Origin of the sequence: Simonsiella muelleri ATCC 29453 (assembly GCF_002951835.1) — a bacterium.
Classification (GTDB): domain Bacteria; phylum Pseudomonadota; class Gammaproteobacteria; order Burkholderiales; family Neisseriaceae; genus Simonsiella; species Simonsiella muelleri.
The window spans coordinates 484,788-505,507 of record NZ_CP019448.1 but is presented as its reverse complement, the minus strand read 5'-3'; the positions used below and the strand labels follow the sequence as shown (position 1 = coordinate 505,507).

General features: G+C 42.3%; 22 protein-coding genes and 2 tRNA genes. 11 read left to right on the top strand and 13 right to left on the bottom strand.

What is annotated here, in order from left to right; all coding sequences use genetic code 11:
• Nucleotides 1-8: 8 nt before the first annotated feature.
• The 5 genes from BWP33_RS13100 to BWP33_RS02445 all read left to right on the top strand — a co-directional run bounded on the left by BWP33_RS13100 (nt 9) and on the right by BWP33_RS02445 (nt 4,332).
• Complete coding sequence (locus BWP33_RS13100; protein WP_002640953.1) at nt 9-143, top strand: hypothetical protein; 135 nt, start codon at nt 9-11, stop codon at nt 141-143.
• Between the two features lie 71 nt (nt 144-214).
• Nucleotides 215-859: a 3-isopropylmalate dehydratase small subunit gene (gene leuD, locus BWP33_RS02460; RefSeq protein WP_002640954.1), complete on the top strand. Its 645-nt coding sequence runs from the start codon at nt 215-217 to the stop codon at nt 857-859.
• Nucleotides 860-904: 45 nt separating this feature from the next.
• A complete protein-coding gene (locus tag BWP33_RS02455; protein WP_002640955.1) occupies nt 905-1,753 on the top strand; it encodes a transporter substrate-binding domain-containing protein in 849 nt (282 codons plus the stop codon).
• Between the two features lie 83 nt (nt 1,754-1,836).
• On the top strand, nt 1,837-3,219 hold the full coding sequence (locus BWP33_RS02450; protein WP_002640956.1) for a nucleobase:cation symporter-2 family protein: 1,383 nt from the start codon (nt 1,837-1,839) through the stop codon (nt 3,217-3,219).
• A gap of 243 nt (nt 3,220-3,462) precedes the next feature.
• Nucleotides 3,463-4,332, top strand: a complete 870-nt coding sequence (locus BWP33_RS02445; RefSeq protein ID WP_002640957.1) for a YicC/YloC family endoribonuclease — start codon at nt 3,463-3,465, stop codon at nt 4,330-4,332.
• Between the two features lie 309 nt (nt 4,333-4,641).
• Here BWP33_RS02445 and BWP33_RS02440 read toward each other — a convergent pair whose 3' ends face one another.
• The 4 genes from BWP33_RS02440 to BWP33_RS02425 form a co-directional block, all read right to left on the bottom strand.
• Nucleotides 4,642-5,208 (bottom strand): 50S ribosomal protein L25/general stress protein Ctc, encoded by a 567-nt coding sequence (locus tag BWP33_RS02440; protein ID WP_002640958.1) that lies wholly within the window; start codon nt 5,206-5,208, stop codon nt 4,642-4,644.
• Between the two features lie 123 nt (nt 5,209-5,331).
• Nucleotides 5,332-6,315 carry a ribose-phosphate pyrophosphokinase gene (locus BWP33_RS02435; RefSeq protein ID WP_155999512.1) on the bottom strand — a complete coding sequence of 328 codons (984 nt, stop codon included), beginning with the start codon at nt 6,313-6,315 and terminating at the stop codon, nt 5,332-5,334.
• Nucleotides 6,316-6,518: 203 nt separating this feature from the next.
• Nucleotides 6,519-7,853, bottom strand: coding sequence for a UDP-N-acetylmuramoyl-L-alanine--D-glutamate ligase (gene murD, locus BWP33_RS02430; protein WP_169315039.1), 1,335 nt, complete (start codon nt 7,851-7,853; stop codon nt 6,519-6,521).
• A 131-nt stretch (nt 7,854-7,984) separates the two neighbouring features.
• Complete coding sequence (locus BWP33_RS02425; protein WP_158666806.1) at nt 7,985-8,932, bottom strand: hypothetical protein; 948 nt, start codon at nt 8,930-8,932, stop codon at nt 7,985-7,987.
• A gap of 214 nt (nt 8,933-9,146) precedes the next feature.
• Here BWP33_RS02425 and rph point away from each other — a divergent pair, with 214 nt between their 5' ends.
• From rph to rnc, 3 genes are all read left to right on the top strand, one after another.
• On the top strand, nt 9,147-9,872 hold the full coding sequence (gene rph, locus BWP33_RS02420) for a ribonuclease PH (protein WP_002640962.1): 726 nt from the start codon (nt 9,147-9,149) through the stop codon (nt 9,870-9,872).
• A gap of 375 nt (nt 9,873-10,247) precedes the next feature.
• Nucleotides 10,248-12,047, top strand: a complete 1,800-nt coding sequence (locus BWP33_RS02415; RefSeq protein ID WP_002640963.1) for an autotransporter outer membrane beta-barrel domain-containing protein — start codon at nt 10,248-10,250, stop codon at nt 12,045-12,047.
• A gap of 129 nt (nt 12,048-12,176) precedes the next feature.
• Nucleotides 12,177-12,884, top strand: a complete 708-nt coding sequence (gene rnc, locus BWP33_RS02410; RefSeq protein ID WP_002640964.1) for a ribonuclease III — start codon at nt 12,177-12,179, stop codon at nt 12,882-12,884.
• A 91-nt stretch (nt 12,885-12,975) separates the two neighbouring features.
• On the opposite strand, the gene BWP33_RS02405 is transcribed toward rnc, so the two are convergent.
• From BWP33_RS02405 to obgE, 6 genes are all read right to left on the bottom strand, one after another.
• A complete protein-coding gene (locus BWP33_RS02405; protein WP_051010332.1) occupies nt 12,976-13,383 on the bottom strand; it encodes a protein YgfX in 408 nt (135 codons plus the stop codon).
• Nucleotides 13,383-13,739 (bottom strand): hypothetical protein, encoded by a 357-nt coding sequence (locus BWP33_RS02400; RefSeq protein ID WP_002640966.1) that lies wholly within the window; start codon nt 13,737-13,739, stop codon nt 13,383-13,385. Before BWP33_RS02400 ends, BWP33_RS02405 begins: the two co-directional genes overlap by 1 nt.
• 37 nt (nt 13,740-13,776) lie before the next feature.
• Nucleotides 13,777-15,273, bottom strand: a complete 1,497-nt coding sequence (gene rng, locus BWP33_RS02395) for a ribonuclease G (protein WP_002640967.1) — start codon at nt 15,271-15,273, stop codon at nt 13,777-13,779.
• On the bottom strand, nt 15,270-15,470 hold the full coding sequence (locus BWP33_RS02390) for a hypothetical protein (protein ID WP_002640968.1): 201 nt from the start codon (nt 15,468-15,470) through the stop codon (nt 15,270-15,272). The genes rng and BWP33_RS02390 overlap by 4 nt, the downstream gene beginning before the upstream one ends.
• Nucleotides 15,471-15,622: 152 nt before the next feature.
• Nucleotides 15,623-16,195: a tRNA 5-(aminomethyl)-2-thiouridylate-methyltransferase MnmM gene (gene mnmM / locus BWP33_RS02385; RefSeq protein WP_002640969.1), complete on the bottom strand. Its 573-nt coding sequence runs from the start codon at nt 16,193-16,195 to the stop codon at nt 15,623-15,625.
• Nucleotides 16,195-17,346, bottom strand: coding sequence for a GTPase ObgE (gene obgE, locus BWP33_RS02380; protein ID WP_002640970.1), 1,152 nt, complete (start codon nt 17,344-17,346; stop codon nt 16,195-16,197). The genes mnmM and obgE overlap by 1 nt, the downstream gene beginning before the upstream one ends.
• Nucleotides 17,347-17,598: 252 nt before the next feature.
• On the opposite strand from obgE, the gene BWP33_RS02375 reads away from it, so the two are divergent.
• From BWP33_RS02375 to BWP33_RS02365, 3 genes are all read left to right on the top strand, one after another.
• Nucleotides 17,599-17,916, top strand: coding sequence for a hypothetical protein (locus BWP33_RS02375; RefSeq protein WP_002640971.1), 318 nt, complete (start codon nt 17,599-17,601; stop codon nt 17,914-17,916).
• 105 nt (nt 17,917-18,021) lie between these two features.
• Complete coding sequence (locus BWP33_RS02370) at nt 18,022-18,852, top strand: HvfB family MNIO-type RiPP peptide maturase (protein ID WP_002640972.1); 831 nt, start codon at nt 18,022-18,024, stop codon at nt 18,850-18,852.
• Nucleotides 18,852-19,544, top strand: coding sequence for an HvfC family RiPP maturation protein (locus BWP33_RS02365; RefSeq protein ID WP_002640973.1), 693 nt, complete (start codon nt 18,852-18,854; stop codon nt 19,542-19,544). Before BWP33_RS02370 ends, BWP33_RS02365 begins: the two co-directional genes overlap by 1 nt.
• A gap of 43 nt (nt 19,545-19,587) precedes the next feature.
• Here the strand turns inward: BWP33_RS02365 and BWP33_RS02360 are convergent.
• The 3 genes from BWP33_RS02360 to ispE form a co-directional block, all read right to left on the bottom strand.
• Nucleotides 19,588-19,663 (bottom strand) — tRNA-Gln (locus BWP33_RS02360).
• Between the two features lie 15 nt (nt 19,664-19,678).
• Nucleotides 19,679-19,754 (bottom strand) — tRNA-Gln (locus BWP33_RS02355).
• 83 nt (nt 19,755-19,837) lie between these two features.
• The gene (gene ispE / locus BWP33_RS02350; protein WP_002640974.1) at nt 19,838-20,695 is read right to left on the bottom strand and encodes a 4-(cytidine 5'-diphospho)-2-C-methyl-D-erythritol kinase; all 858 of its coding nucleotides are present in this window, start codon (nt 20,693-20,695) and stop codon (nt 19,838-19,840) included.
• Nucleotides 20,696-20,720: the final 25 nt, after the last annotated feature.

Here is a 20,720-nt window from a genome sequence, read left to right as displayed (position 1 = left end):
TTGATACGATGAAACAATGGATTGTATGCGCCATCATGTTGGCTTGTGTGGCAGCGTGTGCCGATACGCGCAATCATGTCAACAACAATGCCACCACTTGGGAAAAAGTCCGCTATCAAAACAGCGATGCCAATTCTCAATAATAAAATGATTCAGGCTGCCTGAAAAATTTTTGGGCAGCCTTTTAATTAACCAAATAATTTAGGTGTCAAAAATGAAAGCCTTTACACAAATCACCGCGCTGGTTGCCCCACTTGACCGCAGCAATGTGGACACCGATGCAATTATACCCAAACAGTTTCTCAAATCCATCAAACGCAGTGGTTTTGGTGTCAATTGCTTTGATGAATGGCGTTATCTTGACCACGGAGAACCTGGAATGGATAACAGCAAACGCCCTCTCAACCCCGAGTTTTCACTCAATCAACCACGTTATCAAGGCGCACAAATTTTATTGACACGCAAAAATTTCGGTTGCGGTTCAAGTCGTGAACACGCGCCTTGGGCATTGGATGATTACGGCTTCCGTGCCGTGATTGCACCAAGTTTCGCCGATATTTTCTTTAACAATTGCTACAAAAATGGCTTGTTACCCATTGTTTTAACTGAAGAACAAGTGGATAAATTGTTCCAAGAAGTCTCCGCCAACGAAGGCTACCAATTAACCATCGATTTAGCGAAACAAGAATTGACCACACCCAGTGGCGAAGTATTTAAATTTGATATCACAGAACACCGTAAACATTGTTTACTCAATGGGTTAGATGAAATCGGTTTGACGTTGCAGCACAAAGCCGATATCAAAGCCTTTGAAGAAAAACGCAAACAAACCCAACCTTGGTTGTTTAATGCGGTTTAAATTGATTTTCAGGCTGCCTGAAAGACAGCATATGGATTTTTTTAAATGGATTCTCAAAATATGAAAAATAATATTCTTGCATTAACTTGTCTCTTGATTTTGGCGGCGTGTGGTAATGATGCGCCAGCAACACAAATCTCAAATAATCAACCCGTTGAATCTGTATCTGCGCCTAAAAAATTAGAACGTTATGTCGTGGGAACAGATGCCACTTATCCTCCGTTTGATTTTAAAGATGAACATGGTCAATTAACAGGCTTTGATGCGGATTTGTTAAAAGCAATTGCCGATAATCAAAACTTCTCGATAGAATTTATTCCTACAGCTCGATCACAATTATTTCCCGGTTTAAATGAAGGGTATTACCAAATTTTGGCAGCGTGCTTGGGCATAAATGCTGAACGTTTGGCACAATCTGAAATGTCTGAGCCTTACGCGTTTGCACCGAATGTGATTATGGGTAAAACTGGTAATAACGTACAGACATTGGCACAATTGGGTAACAGCAGTGTGGCAGTACAACAAGATTCTTATACGCATAAAGTACTAACAGATTCAGGTATTAAAAATATCATTACTGAAAAAACACCATATGAAGCATATGTTGACTTTGTTTCAGGTAGAGCCGATTATGTGGTCGGTGATGCTGGTGTATTAAATTATTATCATAAAAATAATAAAGACACTCATAAACCACAAACTTATTCAGCTGTTTACAATAAAACAGAAGATGTGCGTGTGGCGTTTGCCGTGAAAAAAGGCAATACAGAATTAATCAATAAAATCAATGAAGGTTTGAAAAACATTAAAGCCAACGGTACTTACGATAAAATTTACGCCAAATGGTTTGGTACGGATAACAGTTTACGTGTACCAGAAGAAAATAATAAATAATAATATATTATTTAAAAATTCAAAAGGCAGCCTGAAAAAAGAGGCTGCCGACTTTTTTATTCATTTTTTAAGGATACCCAAAAATGGCGCATTTAGAGCAACAGACTTCCTCAACCGACTTGGTTTATCAATTAGAAGATAAACCACCTTTTACCAATTCTCTGGTGAGTGCGGTAACGCATTTGTTGGCAATTTTTGTTCCGATGATTACTCCAGCATTGATTGTGGGTAACGTGTTGAAATTGCCAGTAGAAATGACTGCATATTTGGTGTCTATGGCGATGGTGGCGTCGGGGATTGGTACGTTTTTGCAAGTCAATCGATTTGGTGTGGTCGGTTCGGGAATGCTGTCGATTCAGTCGGTGAATTTTTCGTTTGTGGGCGTGATGATTTCGCTTGGTTTATCCATGAAAGACAAAGGATTAGATGAAAACACCATGATTTCCACATTATTGGGTGTGTCGTTTGCGGGGGCATTTTTGGTGTGTGGTGCAGCGTGGGGATTGCCCTATTTAAAACGCGTGATTACGCCAACCGTGAGCGGTGTCGTGGTATTACTGATTGGTTTGAGTTTGATTGATGTGGGGATTACAAATTTTGGTGGCGGATTTCATTTAAAAGGTACACCTGAATTTGGCAGCCTGAAAAATGTGGGTTTGGCGGCTTTTGTATTGGCGGTGGTGCTAATATTCAATTGCATCAAAAAACCATTGTTGCGAATGAGTGGCGTAGCAATAGGACTGATTTCAGGTTACGTAGTGGCATTGGCATTGGGTATGGTAGATTTTTCGGTTTTGCAAAACACGCCTATTTTTACCATGCCAATGCCGTTTAAATATGGCTTTCATTTTGATTTTTCGGCTTTTTTGGTAGCTGGAACAATTTATTTATTGAGTGTATTTGAAGCGGTGGGTGATTTGACTGCCACAGCGATGGTATCGGGACAACCCTACGAAGGCGAAACTTTCCAACAGCGTTTACGTGGTGGCGTATTTGCTGATGGTTTAGTATCGGTGGTGGCGACTGCACTGGGTTCATTGCCGCTGACCACATTCGCGCAAAACAATGGTGTGATTCAGATGACTGGTGTGGCTTCGCGTCATGTGGGGAAATTCATTGCGGTGATGTTGGTTGTGGCTGGACTGTTCCCGATTGTGGGACGTTTGTTTACCACGATTCCGAATCCTGTTTTGGGTGGTGCGATGGTGTTGATGTTTGGACTGATTGCGATAGCTGGCGTGCGGATTATCATGACCAATGGCATCAATCGCCGTGAAGCCGTGATTGCAGCAACGGCAGTGGGCGTGGGTTTGGGTGTGGCGTTTGAGCCTGACGTATTCAAATTGCTGCCTGAAGTATTTCGCAATGCGATTGCGGCTGGGGGAATTTCAGCAGTGGTATTGAATTTGATTTTGCCACGCGATGTACATGATAAATCGATTTATTTGTCAGATAAGAAAGATTAGAATCATGATGTGAATTCATATGCATCATGATTTTCAGGCAGCCTGCAAAATGATTTTCTCAATAAAATTAAGTGAGCATGATTCTTTGAGGCTGCCTATTTTGATTCAGTTGCATACTTGATGATTATTTTGACGCAAAAATAACCGCCAAATGAATTGCCAATTGTGCCTAACATATTTTAAAAAAACCTTATTTCTGCTAACATTCTTAGCATCTTTCCCCTAAAATAAAGCGAGAAAATCATGATTAAAAGTATGACAGGTTTTGCCCACGTTTCTGGCGAATTTGGTAATAAACGCATTGATTTGGAAATCCGCAGCGTGAATCACCGCTTTTTGGACGTGCAATTCAAAATGCCTGAAGATTTGCGTTATTTGGAAAGCACGATGCGTGAAATTATTGCCCAACACGTTACGCGTGGAAAATTAGAATGTCGCATTCAAATCAATAATTTAGTAGATAATTCAGGCAGCCTGCACATCAACCATGAATTGGTAAACGAATTGGCGGTACTCAACAGCCAATGGCGCAAACAACATGAAGATTTAGGTAAATTAACCGTAGCCGAAATTTTAAATTTTCCGAATGTCATCATCAGTGTGGAAAAAGACCACGAAGCCTTGGCGACAGGTGTGCAGACTTTATTGAATAATGCATTATTGGATTTTGTGGAAACACGCAAGCGCGAAGGCTTAAAATTGCAGACGCATTTATTGGAACGCCTTGAATTAATGGACGATATTATTACCGCATTGGAAAGCCTGTTTCCAGGATTACTCAAAACGCATATGCAACGTGTTCGTGCGCGTTTGGTGGAAGCAGTTGCCAGCGTTGACGAAGACCGCCTGAAACAAGAATTTGCATTATTCATGCAAAAAGCCGATGTAGATGAAGAATTTAGCCGTCTGCGTACTCATATCGCCGAAGTTCGTCGCATTATCACGGAGCACAAAGGTTCAGTTGGTAAACGTTTGGACTTTTTGATGCAAGAATTGAATCGTGAAGCCAACACATTGGGCAGCAAGTCGATTGCCAGCGAATGTACGCAAGTGTCGGTAGAATTAAAAGTATTAATTGAACAAATGCGTGAGCAAGTGCAAAATATTGAATAAAATCTTTCAGGCAGCCTGAAATCTTTGCAAAACCCAAAAATTAACCTAAATCTCGTCATTCCCGCGAATGCGGGAATCCAATAGCAAAATTTAGATAATTGATTTTATTTGATTGATTAAAAATCTATTTAAGATTAAAAATGGATTACCGCCTGCGCGGTAATGACGATGGATAGTTTTGCAAAGGTTTCAGCCTGAAAATAAAATAACCGCTATCTGAAAATCATCAAATAGCGGTTTTATAGTGAATTAAAATTGCAACGCTAGGGGGTTTTTATTTTAATCCACTATATCATTAATAATTAATGATTAACGTTTTTTACCTGTAACGGTTGCTACAGCCAAATTGCTGTTACGTTTCAAGGCAATGCTTTGCACACCTTCTGGATAAACAAAATCAGACAAGTGCAAGATATCGCCAGCGACTACTTTCGCGCAATCCAATTCCAAAGCAGCAGGAATATTTTTTGGATCAACCAAGCAATCCACCACCGTTACCAACAAAGAAACGCGACCTGCTTGCATTTTCACAGCATGAGAAATTTCAGCATTTTTGATATGGATAGGCAATTTGATGCGAACAGGCTGGTTGATATCAATTGCTTGGAAATCAATGTGTTGCACTTGGCGTTTTACTGGGTGCATTTGGTAATCGCGCACAATCACATCTTGTTCTTTGCCATCAATGTTCAATTTCAAAACTTGCGTGAAGAAAGATTCTTTTTGCAAAGCATAGAACATTTCTTTGTGATCCACTGTAATGGCTTTGGTTTCACCCAAACCATATACCACGGCTGGTACTTTGCTATCATGACGCAGGCGGCGGCTCGCACCCGTACCTTGCTCTGAACGAATAGTTGCTTGAATAACTGTCATGTTAATTCCTTAAAAAGATTAAATTAAAAAATGTCGCTGCCAAGCTGCGACCAACTCTGCGACAAAGGAACAAGCTGCCTGAAAATTGCTTTCAGGCAGCCTGAAATTTATAAATCGCGTATTTTACAACAAAATAAATGAATTAGGGTGAACTAAATCTTCATTAAATAAATAAGATACTGATTCTTCATTAGAAATTCGGCGAATAGTTTCAGCGAACAAACCCGCAATAGACACTTGACGAATACGCGGGCTGTTTTTCGCCTCATCTGATAATGGAATCGTGTCAGTAATCACAACTTGGTCAATATCAGATGAATTCAAACGCTCCACCGCACCACCTGAAAACACCGCGTGAGTCGCATACGCCAACACGCGTTCTGCGCCACGTTCTTTCAGTGCAGAGGCAGCTTTACACAACGTATTGGCCGTGTCAATCATGTCATCAATCAATAAACACGTTTTGCCAGAGACATCGCCAATAATATTCATCACTTCAGCTACATTGGCTTTGGGGCGGCGTTTGTCAATAATTGCCAAATCGCTGTTGAGCATTTTCGCCACCGCACGCGCGCGCACCACGCCACCAATATCAGGGCTAACAACCATCAAATTTTCAATACGTTGTTGCATAATATCGTGCGTCAAAATGGGTGTGGCGTAAATATTGTCAACAGGCACATTAAAAAAACCTTGAATTTGGTCGGCGTGCAAATCCACCGTTAAAACGCGGTCAATCCCACCCGCTTCCAGCATATTGGCAACCAGTTTGGCAGAAATCGGCACACGCGCAGAACGCGGACGACGGTCTTGACGCGCATAACCAAAATAAGGAATGGCAGCAGTAATGCGTCCAGCCGATGCACGTTTGAAAGCATCTGCCATCGTCAAAATTTCCATTAAATTATCGTTGGTTGGTGCACAAGTGGGCTGCAAAATGAACACATCGCGTCCACGCACATTCTCCAGTAATTCAATGGCAATTTCGCCATCAGAGAATTTTTTGACAGACGCATTACCCAAAGTTGTATCCAAATGTTTGGCAACTCGTTGCGCCATTTCGGGGTTGGCGTTGCCTGTGAACACCATTAAGCTATCAAAAGCCATTTCTTCTTCACCTGATTGATTTTGTTTGATTTTGAGATTGGGAAACATATGTTACCCTTTCGCGTTGGGGGTAAATAATTGCCTGATTGGGCAATTAGAATTATACGTGATTGTGAATTTTGGTTAAAGCGTATTGTTTTGTTAGCGACAATTTTTCAGGCTGCAACAGTCATTAGGCAGCCTGAAAAGTGCAATACAATTAATTACAACTGATTGAACGCATCCACAAACACCTCCGAACGATGCGCGTAACCTTTGAACATATCAAAACTCGCGCACGCAGGACTCAACAACACAATATCACCCGATTTTGCTTGTGAATAAGCGCGTTGCACGGCTTCAGGCAGCGTGTCGCAGAAAATCAAATCCACGCCACAATTATCCAAATCTCGCGCAATTTTCGGCGCATCCACGCCAATCAGAAACACCGCGCCAACCTTGCCGCGCAACACACCGCGCAACGGCGTGAAATCCTGCCCCTTGCCCATACCGCCCGCAATCAACCAAATTTTTTCAGGTAGCCCCACAATAGCCGCCACAGTTGCTCCCACGTTGGTGCCTTTGCTGTCGTCAATGAAAATGACGCCATTTTTTTCGCCAACTTTCTCTACACGATGAGGTAACCCTTTGAATACCCGAATATATTTAAGTAAATCTGCTCGCGCCAAGCCCACACTCTCACACAATGCCAACGCCGCCAGCACATTCGCCACATTATGACTGCCCTGCAAAGGAATGTCCGTTTGTGGCATCAAATCTGCACCTTGATGCTTCAGGCTGCCTGAAACAGAATCCAAATAATAATCAATAGATTGACTCAATGAAAAATAATGAATAGGACGATTCTCACGTTTCATCGCACAACAAAACGCATCATCTGCATTCAATACTTGAATTGCTTTTCCATTGAAAATCATGTCTTTGGTGCGTGCATAATCTAATAAATCATCGTAACGATCCAAATGGTCTTCCGAAATATTCAAGCAAGTCGCTGCGTCTGCATCAAGATAATCTGTTGTTTCCAATTGAAAACTAGACAACTCCAACACCCAAACATCGGCCGATTTTCCGCCACGTACCAACCACGCTTCCAGCACAGGCATACCAATATTGCCCGCCACAACCGTGTCCAAACCACTTTGTTCACACAAATAGCCCACCAAACTGGTGGTAGTGGTTTTGCCATTGCTGCCCGTGATGGCGATGATTTTATCAGATTGATTTTTCAATAAATCTGCCAAAATAGCCACATCACCAATCACTTTACCTCCACGCTCTTCAAATTCGCGGATTTCAGGCTGCCTGCGCGTCATACCCGGACTCAACACCAGCACATCATAATCCACCAAAACCGTTTTCAGGCTGCCTGAAAATAAGGGAAATTGTGGAAATTTTTTCGTTAAATCAGCTTCTTGATTATCAGACAAATGCGCATCATAACCAGCCGCCTGCACACCCACATGAGCGCAATATGCCAACACCGATACACCCGTGCTACCTAATCCCGCAACCAATACTTTTTTATTGTGTAACATAATTATTCCAATTTATTACTTTTTGGTCAAAATGTTAGAACCTGTATTCCCAGTTGATACGAATTTCATGCTAATAGCGTTCGGCGTGCTAAATGAGACAAAAAGACATCACGCTTGACCATGAATACGGATTCTTATTTCTTAAATTCTTTAAATTCATACGAAATCACGCCCGTTTGTTCTGGCAATGAATCAGATGATGGCGAATTATTTTCAGGCTGCCTGAAAGCATCATTATTCAGTTGATTTGAATAGAATAAATCATCTGTATTATCATCTATTTTATCTATTTTCAAATCGGTAACAGGCTCAATCGGAATCGCGGGTATGGGTTGTGGAATCGTCAAATTCATACCTGCGGTAGGGTCTGCAAAATCAGGGGGCGGCGCACTGCTGGACACCGTGCTGGCAACACGATTGCTGGGCGTGGTATCTGCCGCCACACGCCAATCATTGCCCGTTTGTGTGAGATAAACACCTTGACTGGTTTGTGTGTATTCGGCGTTTTCGTTGTCGCCATTACTCACGGAAATAATCTGCACCAACACGCGCCGACTGCTGGCACGGCGCACGTTTTCATTTTGCCACAAATCGCCCGATACAGGCACAGAAACCACCGTATCTTCTTCAGGCAAAAGCGGTTTGTTAAACAAAATGGGCACACCAACCGCATTGGCTACGGCTTCTTTCGCATCATCAAGAAACAACGACAAACTCACTGCCGCCGAACTGATGGCAAAACCGCCACGATTGTGCAACGCGATACGTATCACAGGTTGACTATATTGATAAGCAAATTCGCCTGCTTTGATTTCCAAATCATCACCCATGCTCGTGCCGTCATGATTGATTGCCATTCTGATTTGATGATTACTGGGCAAAGGAATGGAATCTTGAAAGTGAGAAAAATCCAAATCTTTGCCTTTATTAAACGAAGGCTCTTGATTGATGCCAGATGCGCTGCGTTCGGCTTCAACAATAAAGCGGTAGCCCAAATAAGCCGTTGCACCAAACAAAACCAGCGCAATGCCTAACACAATGATTTTAAAATTTGAATCTGGGTTAAAATCGCCTGACATCATAATCCAATCACGAACGAAAAAGCATTATTTTAGCACGAGATGAATGTATAAAAATGATTTTCAGCGAAATCTAAACCAGTGCAATTTTGAATCAAACAAACCAAATATTTTCAGGCAGCCTGAAATCATTAAAAGCGATGGCACAGATAATATGAAAATATTTTTAATCATTAGAGAATGATATAATTCAAGTTATTTTTGAATGGAGCAACCCATGAACTATCAACGCACCACACGCGCCGCTAACGAATTGCGTGAGATAACAATTCAACCCAATTTTCTGCCACATGCAGACGGTTCTGTATTAATTAGTTGCGGTAACACCAAAGTCATTTGCACCGCCACCATTGACCAAAACGTCCCTTCTTTTTTACGCGGAAAAGGTGAAGGTTGGGTAACCGCCGAATACGGAATGTTGCCTGCATCCACCCAATCTCGCATGAAACGCGAAGCCGCATCAGGCAAACAATCAGGACGCACCCAAGAAATTCAACGCCTTATCGGCAGAAGTTTACGCGCTTGCGTGGACATGAAAAAATTAGGCGAACGTCAAATTTTGATTGATTGTGATGTGATTCAAGCCGATGGTGGCACACGCACGACCAGTATTACAGGCGCATTTGTGGCATTGAAAATGGCCATTCAAAAAATGTTAAATGATGGCAGGCTGCCTGAAACACCATTAATTGGTAGTGTAGCGGCAGTCTCTGTGGGCGTAGTGGGTGGTGTACCGCTTTTGGATTTGGATTATCCCGAAGATTCTAACTGCGACAGCGATGTGAATTTAGTGATGTTGAATGCAGATAAAATCATTGAAATTCAAGGAACAGCAGAAGGTGCAGCATTTAGTTTAGCGGAATTGCAAACATTGATTGCGTTGGGACAAAAAGGGATTACGCAATTGGCACAGTTGCAGCAAAAAGCGTTGCGCACTATCTAATATGACAAAGAAATTAAGAAACTGTATTCACAAAAAAGTATCAAGACAGCTTCTGCTGCACATGATAAGGGTTTTGATGAGGGTAAAAAATCAAAGGTCGTAAGCGACATATGGTTGTTGATACGTTGGGTAATCTGTTGTTATGTTGTGGTTCATGCAGCCAATATTCATGACAAAAAAGCATTTGAGACTTAAATGCACTAAAGATGAGATTTTGCAAAGGTTTCAGGCTGCCTGAAAAATTATTTCATCATATCATTTCAAAAATCAGACACTTTTCATTTAGTTGGCATGATAAAGAATTAATCAATTAGATAAAAAACGCATTTCAGGTTAGAATAAACCATCATATTCTTTTCCATTTTTTTACACAATATGAAAACACGTTTAACTCTAATTGCATTAGCCGTGAGCAGCGCACACGTTCATGCAAACAACACATTCAGTGAAAGTTATTTTTTTGGCGACAGCCAAACCGATAGCGGTTATTTTGCCGCTGCCACCACACGAATTGCCAATCCATCTGGTAAATTTACCACCAATCCCGACAAAGTTTGGTCAGAAAATGTGGCGGAACATTATGGTACGTCAGCCAAATCCGTTAGCCAAAATGGCACGAATTACGCAGTGAGTGGCGCATTGGCTGGTACGGATACCACTAACGCTGCATTGGGTAACGTGCCTGTTCTTTCTACGCAAACTCAAGTCGCTAACTACCTCAAAAAACATAATGGTCAAGCCGATGGTAATGCGTTGTATGGCATGACTTCTGGCGCGAATAATTTGCTTGCCGCTCAAGCCGACCCAGCTAACGCCACCGCATTATTAACCACCGCCGCCAAACAAACCGCTACTGCCATTAGCCAATTAGCCGATGCGGGTGCAAATTATATTATTGTGCCGAATGTGCCTGATGTGGGTTTGTCGCCAGCAATGGTCGCGAAAGGTGCCACCGCACAAAAAGTCGCCACCACCGCCACCGCAGGTTACAACACTTTATTATACACGGAATTAACACAATCTCATGCTAATGTGATTCCCATCAATATGTTTACATTGATGCAGGAAGTCGCAGCGAATCCCAGTCAGTATGGTTTTGATAATATCCATCAGGCAGCCTGCACCACCAGCAACGCTTTATTGTGTAACACCAATACATTAACCACAGAAAATGCCAATAAAACCTATTTTTTCGCCGACAGCTTGCACCCATCGGGTGGCGGTCATGCGTTGATTGGTGATCATGCTATTTCGGTTTTGGAAGCCCCCACGCAAATTGGGCGTGTGGTTGACGGTTTGGCGCAACAAAGTGTGCAAAAACAAAATGATTTATATCGTAAAATGAACACGCTGCCTGAAAATGAACATGGATTTTGGGTAGATAGCACCACACATAGATACAACAATTTGGTCAGCGATGGCGAAAGTTTGCCGACTTTGTCATTGGGAACAAGTTTTAGTCATGGTAATGGGCACACGGGTGTGTATGTAGAAGGTGGCGTACAAAAACACAATTGGGACAATGATGCAGGCAGCCACGAAGTACAAAGCGTCGGGGGAGGTGTGTTTCATCGCCAAAATTTTGGTAAAGCGCGTGTGAACGCACAATTTGGTTATGAGCATTTAAAATTAGACACATCGCGTACCGTGAAATTGGGTACCGCCACACGCCGTCATCAAGCCAATGCCGATGGCTACCGCATGAGTGTAGGGGTACGTGGCGGTTATCGTTTTTCTGCTTTGAACGACAAATTGGCATTTGAACCGTATTTGGGCGCAAACGCGCAACGCCTACAAATCGAACAATTGAGCGAAGATCAATCATCACTTTCTACTGCGATGTTATTCAGTAAAATCAAACGCGAATCCGTAAATGGTGAAGTGGGTGTGAATGCAGAATGGCGTTTTTTGCCTAACACTTCGTTTTCAGGCAGCCTGAATTTTAGCCACAATTTTTTGAAGCCTGAAAAAAATGTGTCGGCGCGATTGAGTACGATGCCACTGTTGGTGTTTGATGTGCCTGCGGACAAAGTGGGACGCAACTTAACCAGTGCCAGCTTGGGTGTGAAACAAGTGTTTGCAGGTGGCAATTTGAATGTAGGTGTGTCGGGTTATCGTGGCAGCAACAAAACCAAAGGCATGAATTTGTATATGGGCGTAACACACACATTCTAAATGTTCGTTTGATTTCAGGCAGCCTTAGGATATGATATAAAAATCAAATGAATACATTTTTATTATGTTGCAAAGGTTTTTGCCTGAAAAATCAAATTATTATTTTATTTTCATTCAATTCCATATATTATGAAATCCACGCCACGACAAGTTGCACAACAAAAATTGCAACAAGAAATCAATTTCTTATTTAAAAACCCCAATCTCATTCAACAAGCCTTAACCCATCGCAGTTACAGTTCGCAAAATTATGAACGATTGGAATTTATTGGCGACAGTATTTTGAATTATGTGGTGGCAAAAATGTTGTATGAAGCGTTTCCGAAATTGCCCGAAGGTCGCCTATCGCCACTTCGCGCTCAACTGGTGAAAGAAGCCACGCTTGCTGACATTGCGCGCCAATTACACATCGGTGATGCGCTCTTTTTGGGTGTGGGGGAACTGAAAAGCGGTGGACACGACCGTGCATCTATTTTGGCTGATGCATTGGAAGCGTTGTTTGCTGCCATCAGTTTGGATTCAGATTTTGCCACATCCGAAAAAATTATTAGAAAGATATTTTCTCAAAAAATCAAAGAATTAGATACAAGTCAGTCCGCCAAAGATGCCAAAACCTCGTTGCAAGAATTGTTGCAGGGACAAAAATTAACGTTGCCCAAATACCGCATTGACAAACAAACTGGTGAAGGCAACGATGCAATTTTTGATGTGTCTTGTGATTTGGGTGAGTTAGGTAAAATTTTTTACGCACAAGCCTCCAGTCGCCGCACTGCCGAACAAGAATGTGCAAAACAAGCTATTGTTTGGTTAGAGAAATATTTGAAAAAAGGCAAATAAAAATTTCAGTCTGAATAAGGGGCGTTCGCTGTTTCAGGCAGCTTGAAAAAGCAAAACGCGTGGTGGCGAGTCATCGCCTGATGTCTGAAAATCACACTTTTTGTCCAAACATCGCCCACACACGCAAACGGCGAAACGTTTCCGAATCCAACATATCAGGCAACACCACTTGCCACATCACGCGCTCATCAACTTGCCATTGCAAAAAACAGCCCCAACGGTGAATTAGGCTGCCTGAAAGCAATTGTGCTTGATGCCAATCTGATTGATTGTTCAGTAAAATCCATGCTTGAAATTCATCGTCAATTCGCAAATATTGTACTGTGTTCGGTTCGCGCCACGACCACGCCACCGCTGCCAATACACCAGTCAGCAAACACCAACGCGTTGTCCCAAAAAAATACACCCAAACGCTCCACGAACTGATTAAAAATAAACATAAAATCAAAGCCTTTCGTATTTTAGAAGCACGAAAGGCTACCTGAAAATCATTCAGCATTATTCGCCAACCACGCGCGAATTATGTAAATCCACTTCTTCCAAATCCAACACCGTGTCATGAACTTCCAATTCAAAGAAATTCATAAACATTTCAAAATCCCGATTCGGTGGCAATTCGTTGTCATCGCCCACCCAGCCCGATAATTCTGCGTCAAAAATCGCTTGATAACGTTCACTAATATAGGCAACTGCTTGTTCTGGTTCATCAAATTGAGGAATCAAAAATGTGGTGCAATTACTGCGAATTTGATTCAATGTCAAATCGGGCATGTCGTCCGAATTGGTTTGGTTAAGCCAATCTAAAAAATCTTGTGTGGGTTTTAATACAACCACGCTTCTGTCTACAAAATACATATATTTTCTCCAAAATAGTTTTCAGGCTGCCTGAAAATTAAACCAAAACAATATCATATTGTTCTTGTGAATAATATCTATCGGTTTCCAATGAAATGGGTTTGCCAATAAAATCAATCAACATCGCCAATGATTGCGCTTCTTCGTCCAAAAATAAATCAATCACAGGTTGCGAAGCGATAATCCTAAATTGTTTGACATCAAATCGCCGACTTTCGCGTACAATTTCGCGTTGAATTTCATAGCAGACGGTTTGCGCGGTTTTCAGTCTGCCGCGCCCTTCGCATACGGGACAGAATTCACACAAAACGTGATTCAAATTTTCGCGCGTTCGTTTACGCGTCAATTCCACCAAACCCAAGCTGGTAAAACCATTGAGGGTAACGCGTGTGCGGTCAAGACTCAAGGCTTTGGCAAACTCTTGCAACACGGCTTCACGGTGTTCAGGTAGCGTCATGTCTATGAAATCAATCAGAATCATGCCCCCCAAATTCCGTAAACGCAACTCACGCGCAATCGCATAACACGCTTCTAAATTGGTTTTGAAAATGGTCTCATCAAAATTTCGCAAACCGACAAATCCGCCAGTATTCACGTCAATTGTGGTCATGGCTTCAGTGGACTCAATAATCAAATAGCTGCCAAAATTCAAATTAACACGCGGTTTAAGTGCTTGATTAATAGCACTTTCTACGCCATAGGTTTCAAATAATGGGCGTTCGCCTTGGAATAATCGTAATTTATCTGCCGCACCTTGCACATAAAGTTGGGCAAATTGCGCCATTTTTTCGTAATTCAATTTAGAATCTGCCAAAATTTGCACCGTATTGTCATTAAACATATCACGCAACATACGCAAACTCAATGGCAAATCTTGATATAACAAACTTTCAGGAAGACACGTTTTGGCTTGTTTTTGAATGTTTTCCCACACTTTGGTTAAATAATCAATATCGGCTTGCAATTCGTGGTCGGTGGCGGTTTCTGCGCTGGTGCGAATGATGTAACCATGACACGCATTTTCAGGTAGCAGAGCGTTGAGTCGTTCACGCAAACTATCGCGTTCTTCTTCATTTTCAATACGTTGGGAGATGCCGATGTGTTCATCTTGTGGCAAATGTACTAAAAATCGTCCTGCCAACGAAATTTGCGTGGACAAACGCGCACCTTTGCTGTTAATTGGGTCTTTGATGACTTGCACCAGTAACGTTTGCCCTTCAAACAGCATATGTTCAATGCGTTGCGTTTCATCTGGATTTTGTTTTTGTTCCAGCATATCAACGATGTGCAAGAATGCAGCGCGTTCCAAACCAATGTCTACAAACGCGCTTTGCATACCTGGTAAAACACGCCGCACCACGCCCAAATAAATATTTCCCACAAAACCGTGTCCTGAATTGCGTTCGATATGCAATTCACAAATATTGTTTTCTTCTAAAATCGCTACACGCGTTTCTTGTGGCGTGATGTTCACCAACACGGTTTCTGGCGGACGCTTGATGTCTTTAGGCAAAGGAATGGTATCGGGAATCATAAGGTTCTCAAAATTTCAAAATATTTTGCACTATTCGCTTTCAGGCTGCCTGAAAATGAATACGGCAAAATATTCTGGCAAATAAAATGCGCGATTATAGAACGTTTCTTATGTAAACAAAATAAGAACCTGTCTTCATAGTCAACGTGAAATGGATTTTTGTCCCATTTGATGCGAATATCAGGCGAATTTTTCATACCAATTTTCCCTATTGGTATGAAATTCAACGCAGCAGGCTTACCAAATGGAACAATAAAGACATCGCTCTTGGCTGTGAATACAGGTTCTAAGACAGCCTGAAAATTTATAGTGGCATAAAATTTCAATGTTATATTTTTTCAGGCTGTCTTCATGACAATACAGTTAATTTTTCAATTGCCAAAATATACGGCGGACAATTCGCTTGATTGACAAATTCATAACGCAATACGCGAAACGCATTTTGCGGTAATTGCTCGACAAAATGATTGATGGCGTGGCTTTCCAATTTGCCCATTTCGTGTCCATGATACACTACTAAAACAAGCAATCCATTGATTTTTAATAAATTTAAAGCTGATTGAATCGCCTGTAAACTGGTTTCAGGCAGCGTGGTAATCGCGTGGTTGCCACGCGGCAAATAGCCAAAATTGAACACCGCCGCCGCCACATTCTGCGGAACATATTGTGCCAAATTTTCGTGCCCCACTTGAATCAACGAAACACGCGTCAACACATCAGCTTCACGTAACCGCCGTTCAGTTGCCAGCAGCGCGGCAGCTTGAATGTCAAACGCATACACTTTGCCTGTTTCGCCAACGAGTTGCGCAAGAAAAAGTGTGTCGTTGCCATTGCCCATTGTGCCATCAACGGCGATGTCGCCTGTTTTCAGGCAGCCTGAAAGCAATGAATGAGCAAACGGTAAAATGCCTTGTAATTGCATTATTCTGCTTTAAAAACAGACATATCGGTTTGCACAATAGCCGTGATTTCGGGCTGCGTTTGTGCTTTAGCGATGGCATCAGCTTCGGCTTGCAAACGTTTTTTCTCGTTTAAATAACGCGTGATTTGCTGAATCAATTCTTGCGTGCCTTCGTGTGTTAATGCACTGATTTTAAATAATCTTGGCGTATTCATGTCAAATTCAAAACGGTCATCAGGCGCAGGATAATCCCAACCAATCGCGTTCAAAAAATCATTGGCGCGTTGTTCAGCCTCTTCATCGTCCAGCATATCCAATTTATTCAACACCAACCAGCGCGGTTTGTCGTACAAATTTTCATCGTATTTACGCAATTCGTGGATAATCGCCAAGGCTTCGCCAGCTGTGTCGGTTGTCTCATCAAAGGGTGCTAAATCAACCACATGCAACAATAAACCTGTACGCGATAAATGTTTCAAAAAGCGATGCCCCAAACCCGCGCCCTCTGCCGCGCCTTCAATCAGTCCGGGAATATCCGCCATGACAAAACTGTTGTTTTCGTCTGTGCGAACCACGCCTAAATTTGGGTGTAAAGTGGTAAACGGATAATCTGCCACTTTCGGACGCGCTGCCGACACCGCACGAATTAACGTGGATTTGCCTGCATTTGGCATGCCGAGCAAACCCACGTCTGCCAATACTTTCAGTTCTAATTGCAAAGTACGCGCTTCACCATCTTCTCCAGGTGTGGATTGTTTAGGCGCACGGTTCACGGACGATTTGAAGTGAATATTGCCCAGACCGCCTTTGCCGCCACGTGCTACGCATACGCGCTGTCCGTGATAAGTCAAATCCGCCACAATTTCATCGGTGTCCACATCGCGAATCAGCGTGCCAACTGGCATATGCAATTCAATATCGTCTGCGCCTGCGCCATAGCGGTCTGCGCCGTGTCCTTTTTCACCGTTTTTCGCTTGGTATTTTTTCACGAAACGGTATTCCACCAACGTGTTCACATTTTCATCAGCAACCGCAAACACGCTGCCACCGCGTCCGCCATCGCCACCGTCTGGCCCGCCACGCGGTACGAATTTTTCACGGCGGAAACTGGCTGCGCCATTGCCGCCTTTACCGCCGACTACTTCAATTTTGGCTTCGTCAATAAATTTCATATTTTCAATTACTTTCGTTGTACTTTCAGGCAGCCTGAAGATATTTTTCAGGCTGCCTGAAAAGAATAAGAGTTAAAAAATTGAGGCGTATTATAAAAGACTTGCTATTTTTTGTCTGAATTTTCAGGCTACCTAAAAAATTTTTAACAAATTGATGATAATTTGCACCAATTTGACAAGATGGTCAGTGAATTTATTTGTTATGATGCGATTTTCGTTTATATTTTTGATTTTCAACCAGAGGTAATTTCTATGAATAAGCAATCTATTGTGGCTTTAGCAGGCGCGTTGTCATTGTCATTAACTGCGTGCAATCAAGCAGCTGCGCAAAAACCAGCCACTAAATCAACCAAGCAAACCACTGTACAAAGTAGCCAAAACGCCACTAAAGCCGCCAGCGGTGCGCCTGTTAACCTTGCGCCTAACTCGTCTAAAGCAGCCGAAGCCACTTGTGGTGCAGCAGGCAAATCAGGCGAAGCAGGTTGTGGCGCAGCGCCAAGTAAAACAACTGAAGCCAGTTGTGGTGCAGCCACCAAATCCAGCGAAGGTGGTTGTGGCGGCGCAAAATAAATAATCAAATCAAGGCGACAGAATAATTTTTTTTGTCGCCTTTTTTATGGTGAATTTAAACGACTATAATTTACCGTATTTTCAGGCAGCCTGAAAGGAATATTGATGCTAACAGGTTCAGGATTGGGCTATCGCCGTGCATTGGCGACAGATTTACTATCACAACCACATGATACACCAATACATTTTATTGAAGCCGCCCCAGAAAATTGGCTGAAAATGGGCGGCATACTGCGCCATCAATTTGACCAAGCAGCCGAACGTTATCCGCTTGCGTTGCATGGTTTATCGTTGTCACTGGGTGGATTTGCGCCGCTAGATTTTGAGTTACTTAAACAAATCAAACAGATGATGCAACAGTATCACACATCATTTTTCTCCGAACACATTAGCTTCAGTCAAGACAATGCGCATTTATACGATTTATTGCCCGTGCCGTTTACAGAAGATATGGTACACCACATTGCTAAACGTATTTGCCAAGTGCAGGATTTTTTAGGTGAAAAAATTGCTGTTGAAAACACATCGTATTATTTTCATTCGCCGCTTGCCGAGATGAATGAAGTTCAATTTCTCAATGCCATCACCCAAGAAGCTGATTGTTATATTCACTTAGACGTAAATAATATTTATGTTAATGCCATCAATCATCAGTTGTTGCCCGCCAAGCAATTTATTGATAATGTGGATAAAAATCGCGTCAAATACATTCACATCGCAGGACACAACGCCGATAATCCGCAAATTTTGATTGACACGCACGGCGAAACCGTCCACGAAAATGTGTGGGATTTGCTGGATTATGCTTACGCGCAATTGCCGCAAATTCCGCCGACTTTGTTGGAACGCGATTTTCATTTTCCGACATTTGATGAATTATTAAATGAAGTACAACATATTGAAAATTTACAGAAAAAATATAAGAAAGAAATTTGATGCAGCCTGAAAACCCATCGCAAAATCATCTGCAAAAATTGGCGCAAGCCGTCCGTCATCCAAATTTGCCACACGATTTCCCAGCAGATCGCATTGCAATTTATGCGCAATTGGTTCGCAATAATTTGTTTCATTTTTTGGACAAATGTTTTACCGAAACACCAAAATATTTACAAAATAATCAATGGTTTGAATTAGAAGAACAATTTATCCAACAAGGCGCAGCGCACAGCCCATTTTTTCAAGATATTCCGCAGCAATTTTATGATTTTTTACGCAAAAACAATCAATTGCCTGATTATTTGTTCCATTTAATGGATTTGGAGTTGGCGCAATTGGCAGCGGAAACGGCAACAGATGGCGATTATTCGCAAAATGCAGATGCGTACACACTTGCGCCCAGTGTTCAAATTCGCGAATATCCAATTGAATACGCTAATTTTTTTGAAAATTCAACGGTTGCGCCAGTAGGAAATATGGTCATTTGGCGCAATGCTCAAGCGCAAGTAATGACGAAAAACACCAGTGCGGTTGAATGGATTTTGCTGAATTTGGTGGCGGAGCAGCCAATGAATTTGGCACAAATTTTGGCAGAATTAGCGGCGTTGATGCCTGCTGATTTGGCGTGGCAAGACGAAATTAGCCGAATTTGGCAGCAATTTTTAGCAGAAAATATTTTTCAGGCAGCTTGAAAAAATAAGCATGTATGAATAAAAACATACATGCTTCATTATTTGGCTGGGGAGGAAGGATTCGAACCTTCGCATGCTGGAATCAAAATCCAGTGTCTTAACCGCTTGACGACTCCCCAAAATTGGGTTTTATTTGGCTGGGGAGGAAGGATTCGAACCTTCGCATGCTGGAATCAAAATCCAGTGTCTTAACCGCTTGACGACTCCCCAACTAACCGACTTGGTATCGGTTAGAAAGCGCGTATTATGCAGATATTTTTAGCCTGCGTCAAGCTCATTAACTCAAATATCTTTTATGTATTTGATAATAATTGAAACAAAGGATGCGGATTGATGTTTTTTACACACCAACTTTGTAAATCTTCAGGCAACTTTTGTTGAATTTGCGTGGCTTGGATTTCGCTATCGCACGGCAAAAATAAGCATGACCCCGAACCCGTCATGCGCGGTGTACCAAATTGTCGCAAAATGTCAAAGGCTGCCTGAACTTTAGGATAATTTTGTAAAACAACAGCTTGCATATCATTGCGTAGCGGTTGCAAATTTTGGTAGCTGGGATTTGGGTTGCTGGGGCTGTTGCGTGGCAAATCGGGGTGGGCGAAAATTTTCGGTGTGGCAACGTGTTCATCTGGGCGTACCAAAACGTAATATTGCTTAGGTACTTCAATGGGTTGCAAATCTTCACCAACACCACGCGCAAACGCCGTTTGCCCAAAAATAAAAAATGGCACATCTGCCCCCAACCGTAAACCAATGTCCAATAATTGTTGCATGGTGCAGCGGCATTTCCATAATTTATTCAGTACCATCAATACAGTAGCTGCATTTGAACTGCCACCACCTAAGCCGCCACCCATTGGAATTTGTTTGTCTAACCAAATGTCCGCACCTTTCAGGCTGCCTGAAGCCAATGGTTGTAAGGCTTGGGCGGCACGAACAGTCAAATCTTGGTCGGGTGCAACGCCTTGCGTGGGGGTATGGAGCATGATTTGCGTGTCGTGTCTTGGCGTGATACAAATCGTATCTTGCAGATTAATTAGGGTAAAAATACTTTCTAGGGCATGGTAGCCATTGGGCAGTTTACCGATGATGCGTAAATCCAAATTGAGCTTGGCTGGCGATGGATAGTGAATAATATTTTCAGGCAACATATTTATTTTAAATAAAAAATAATGA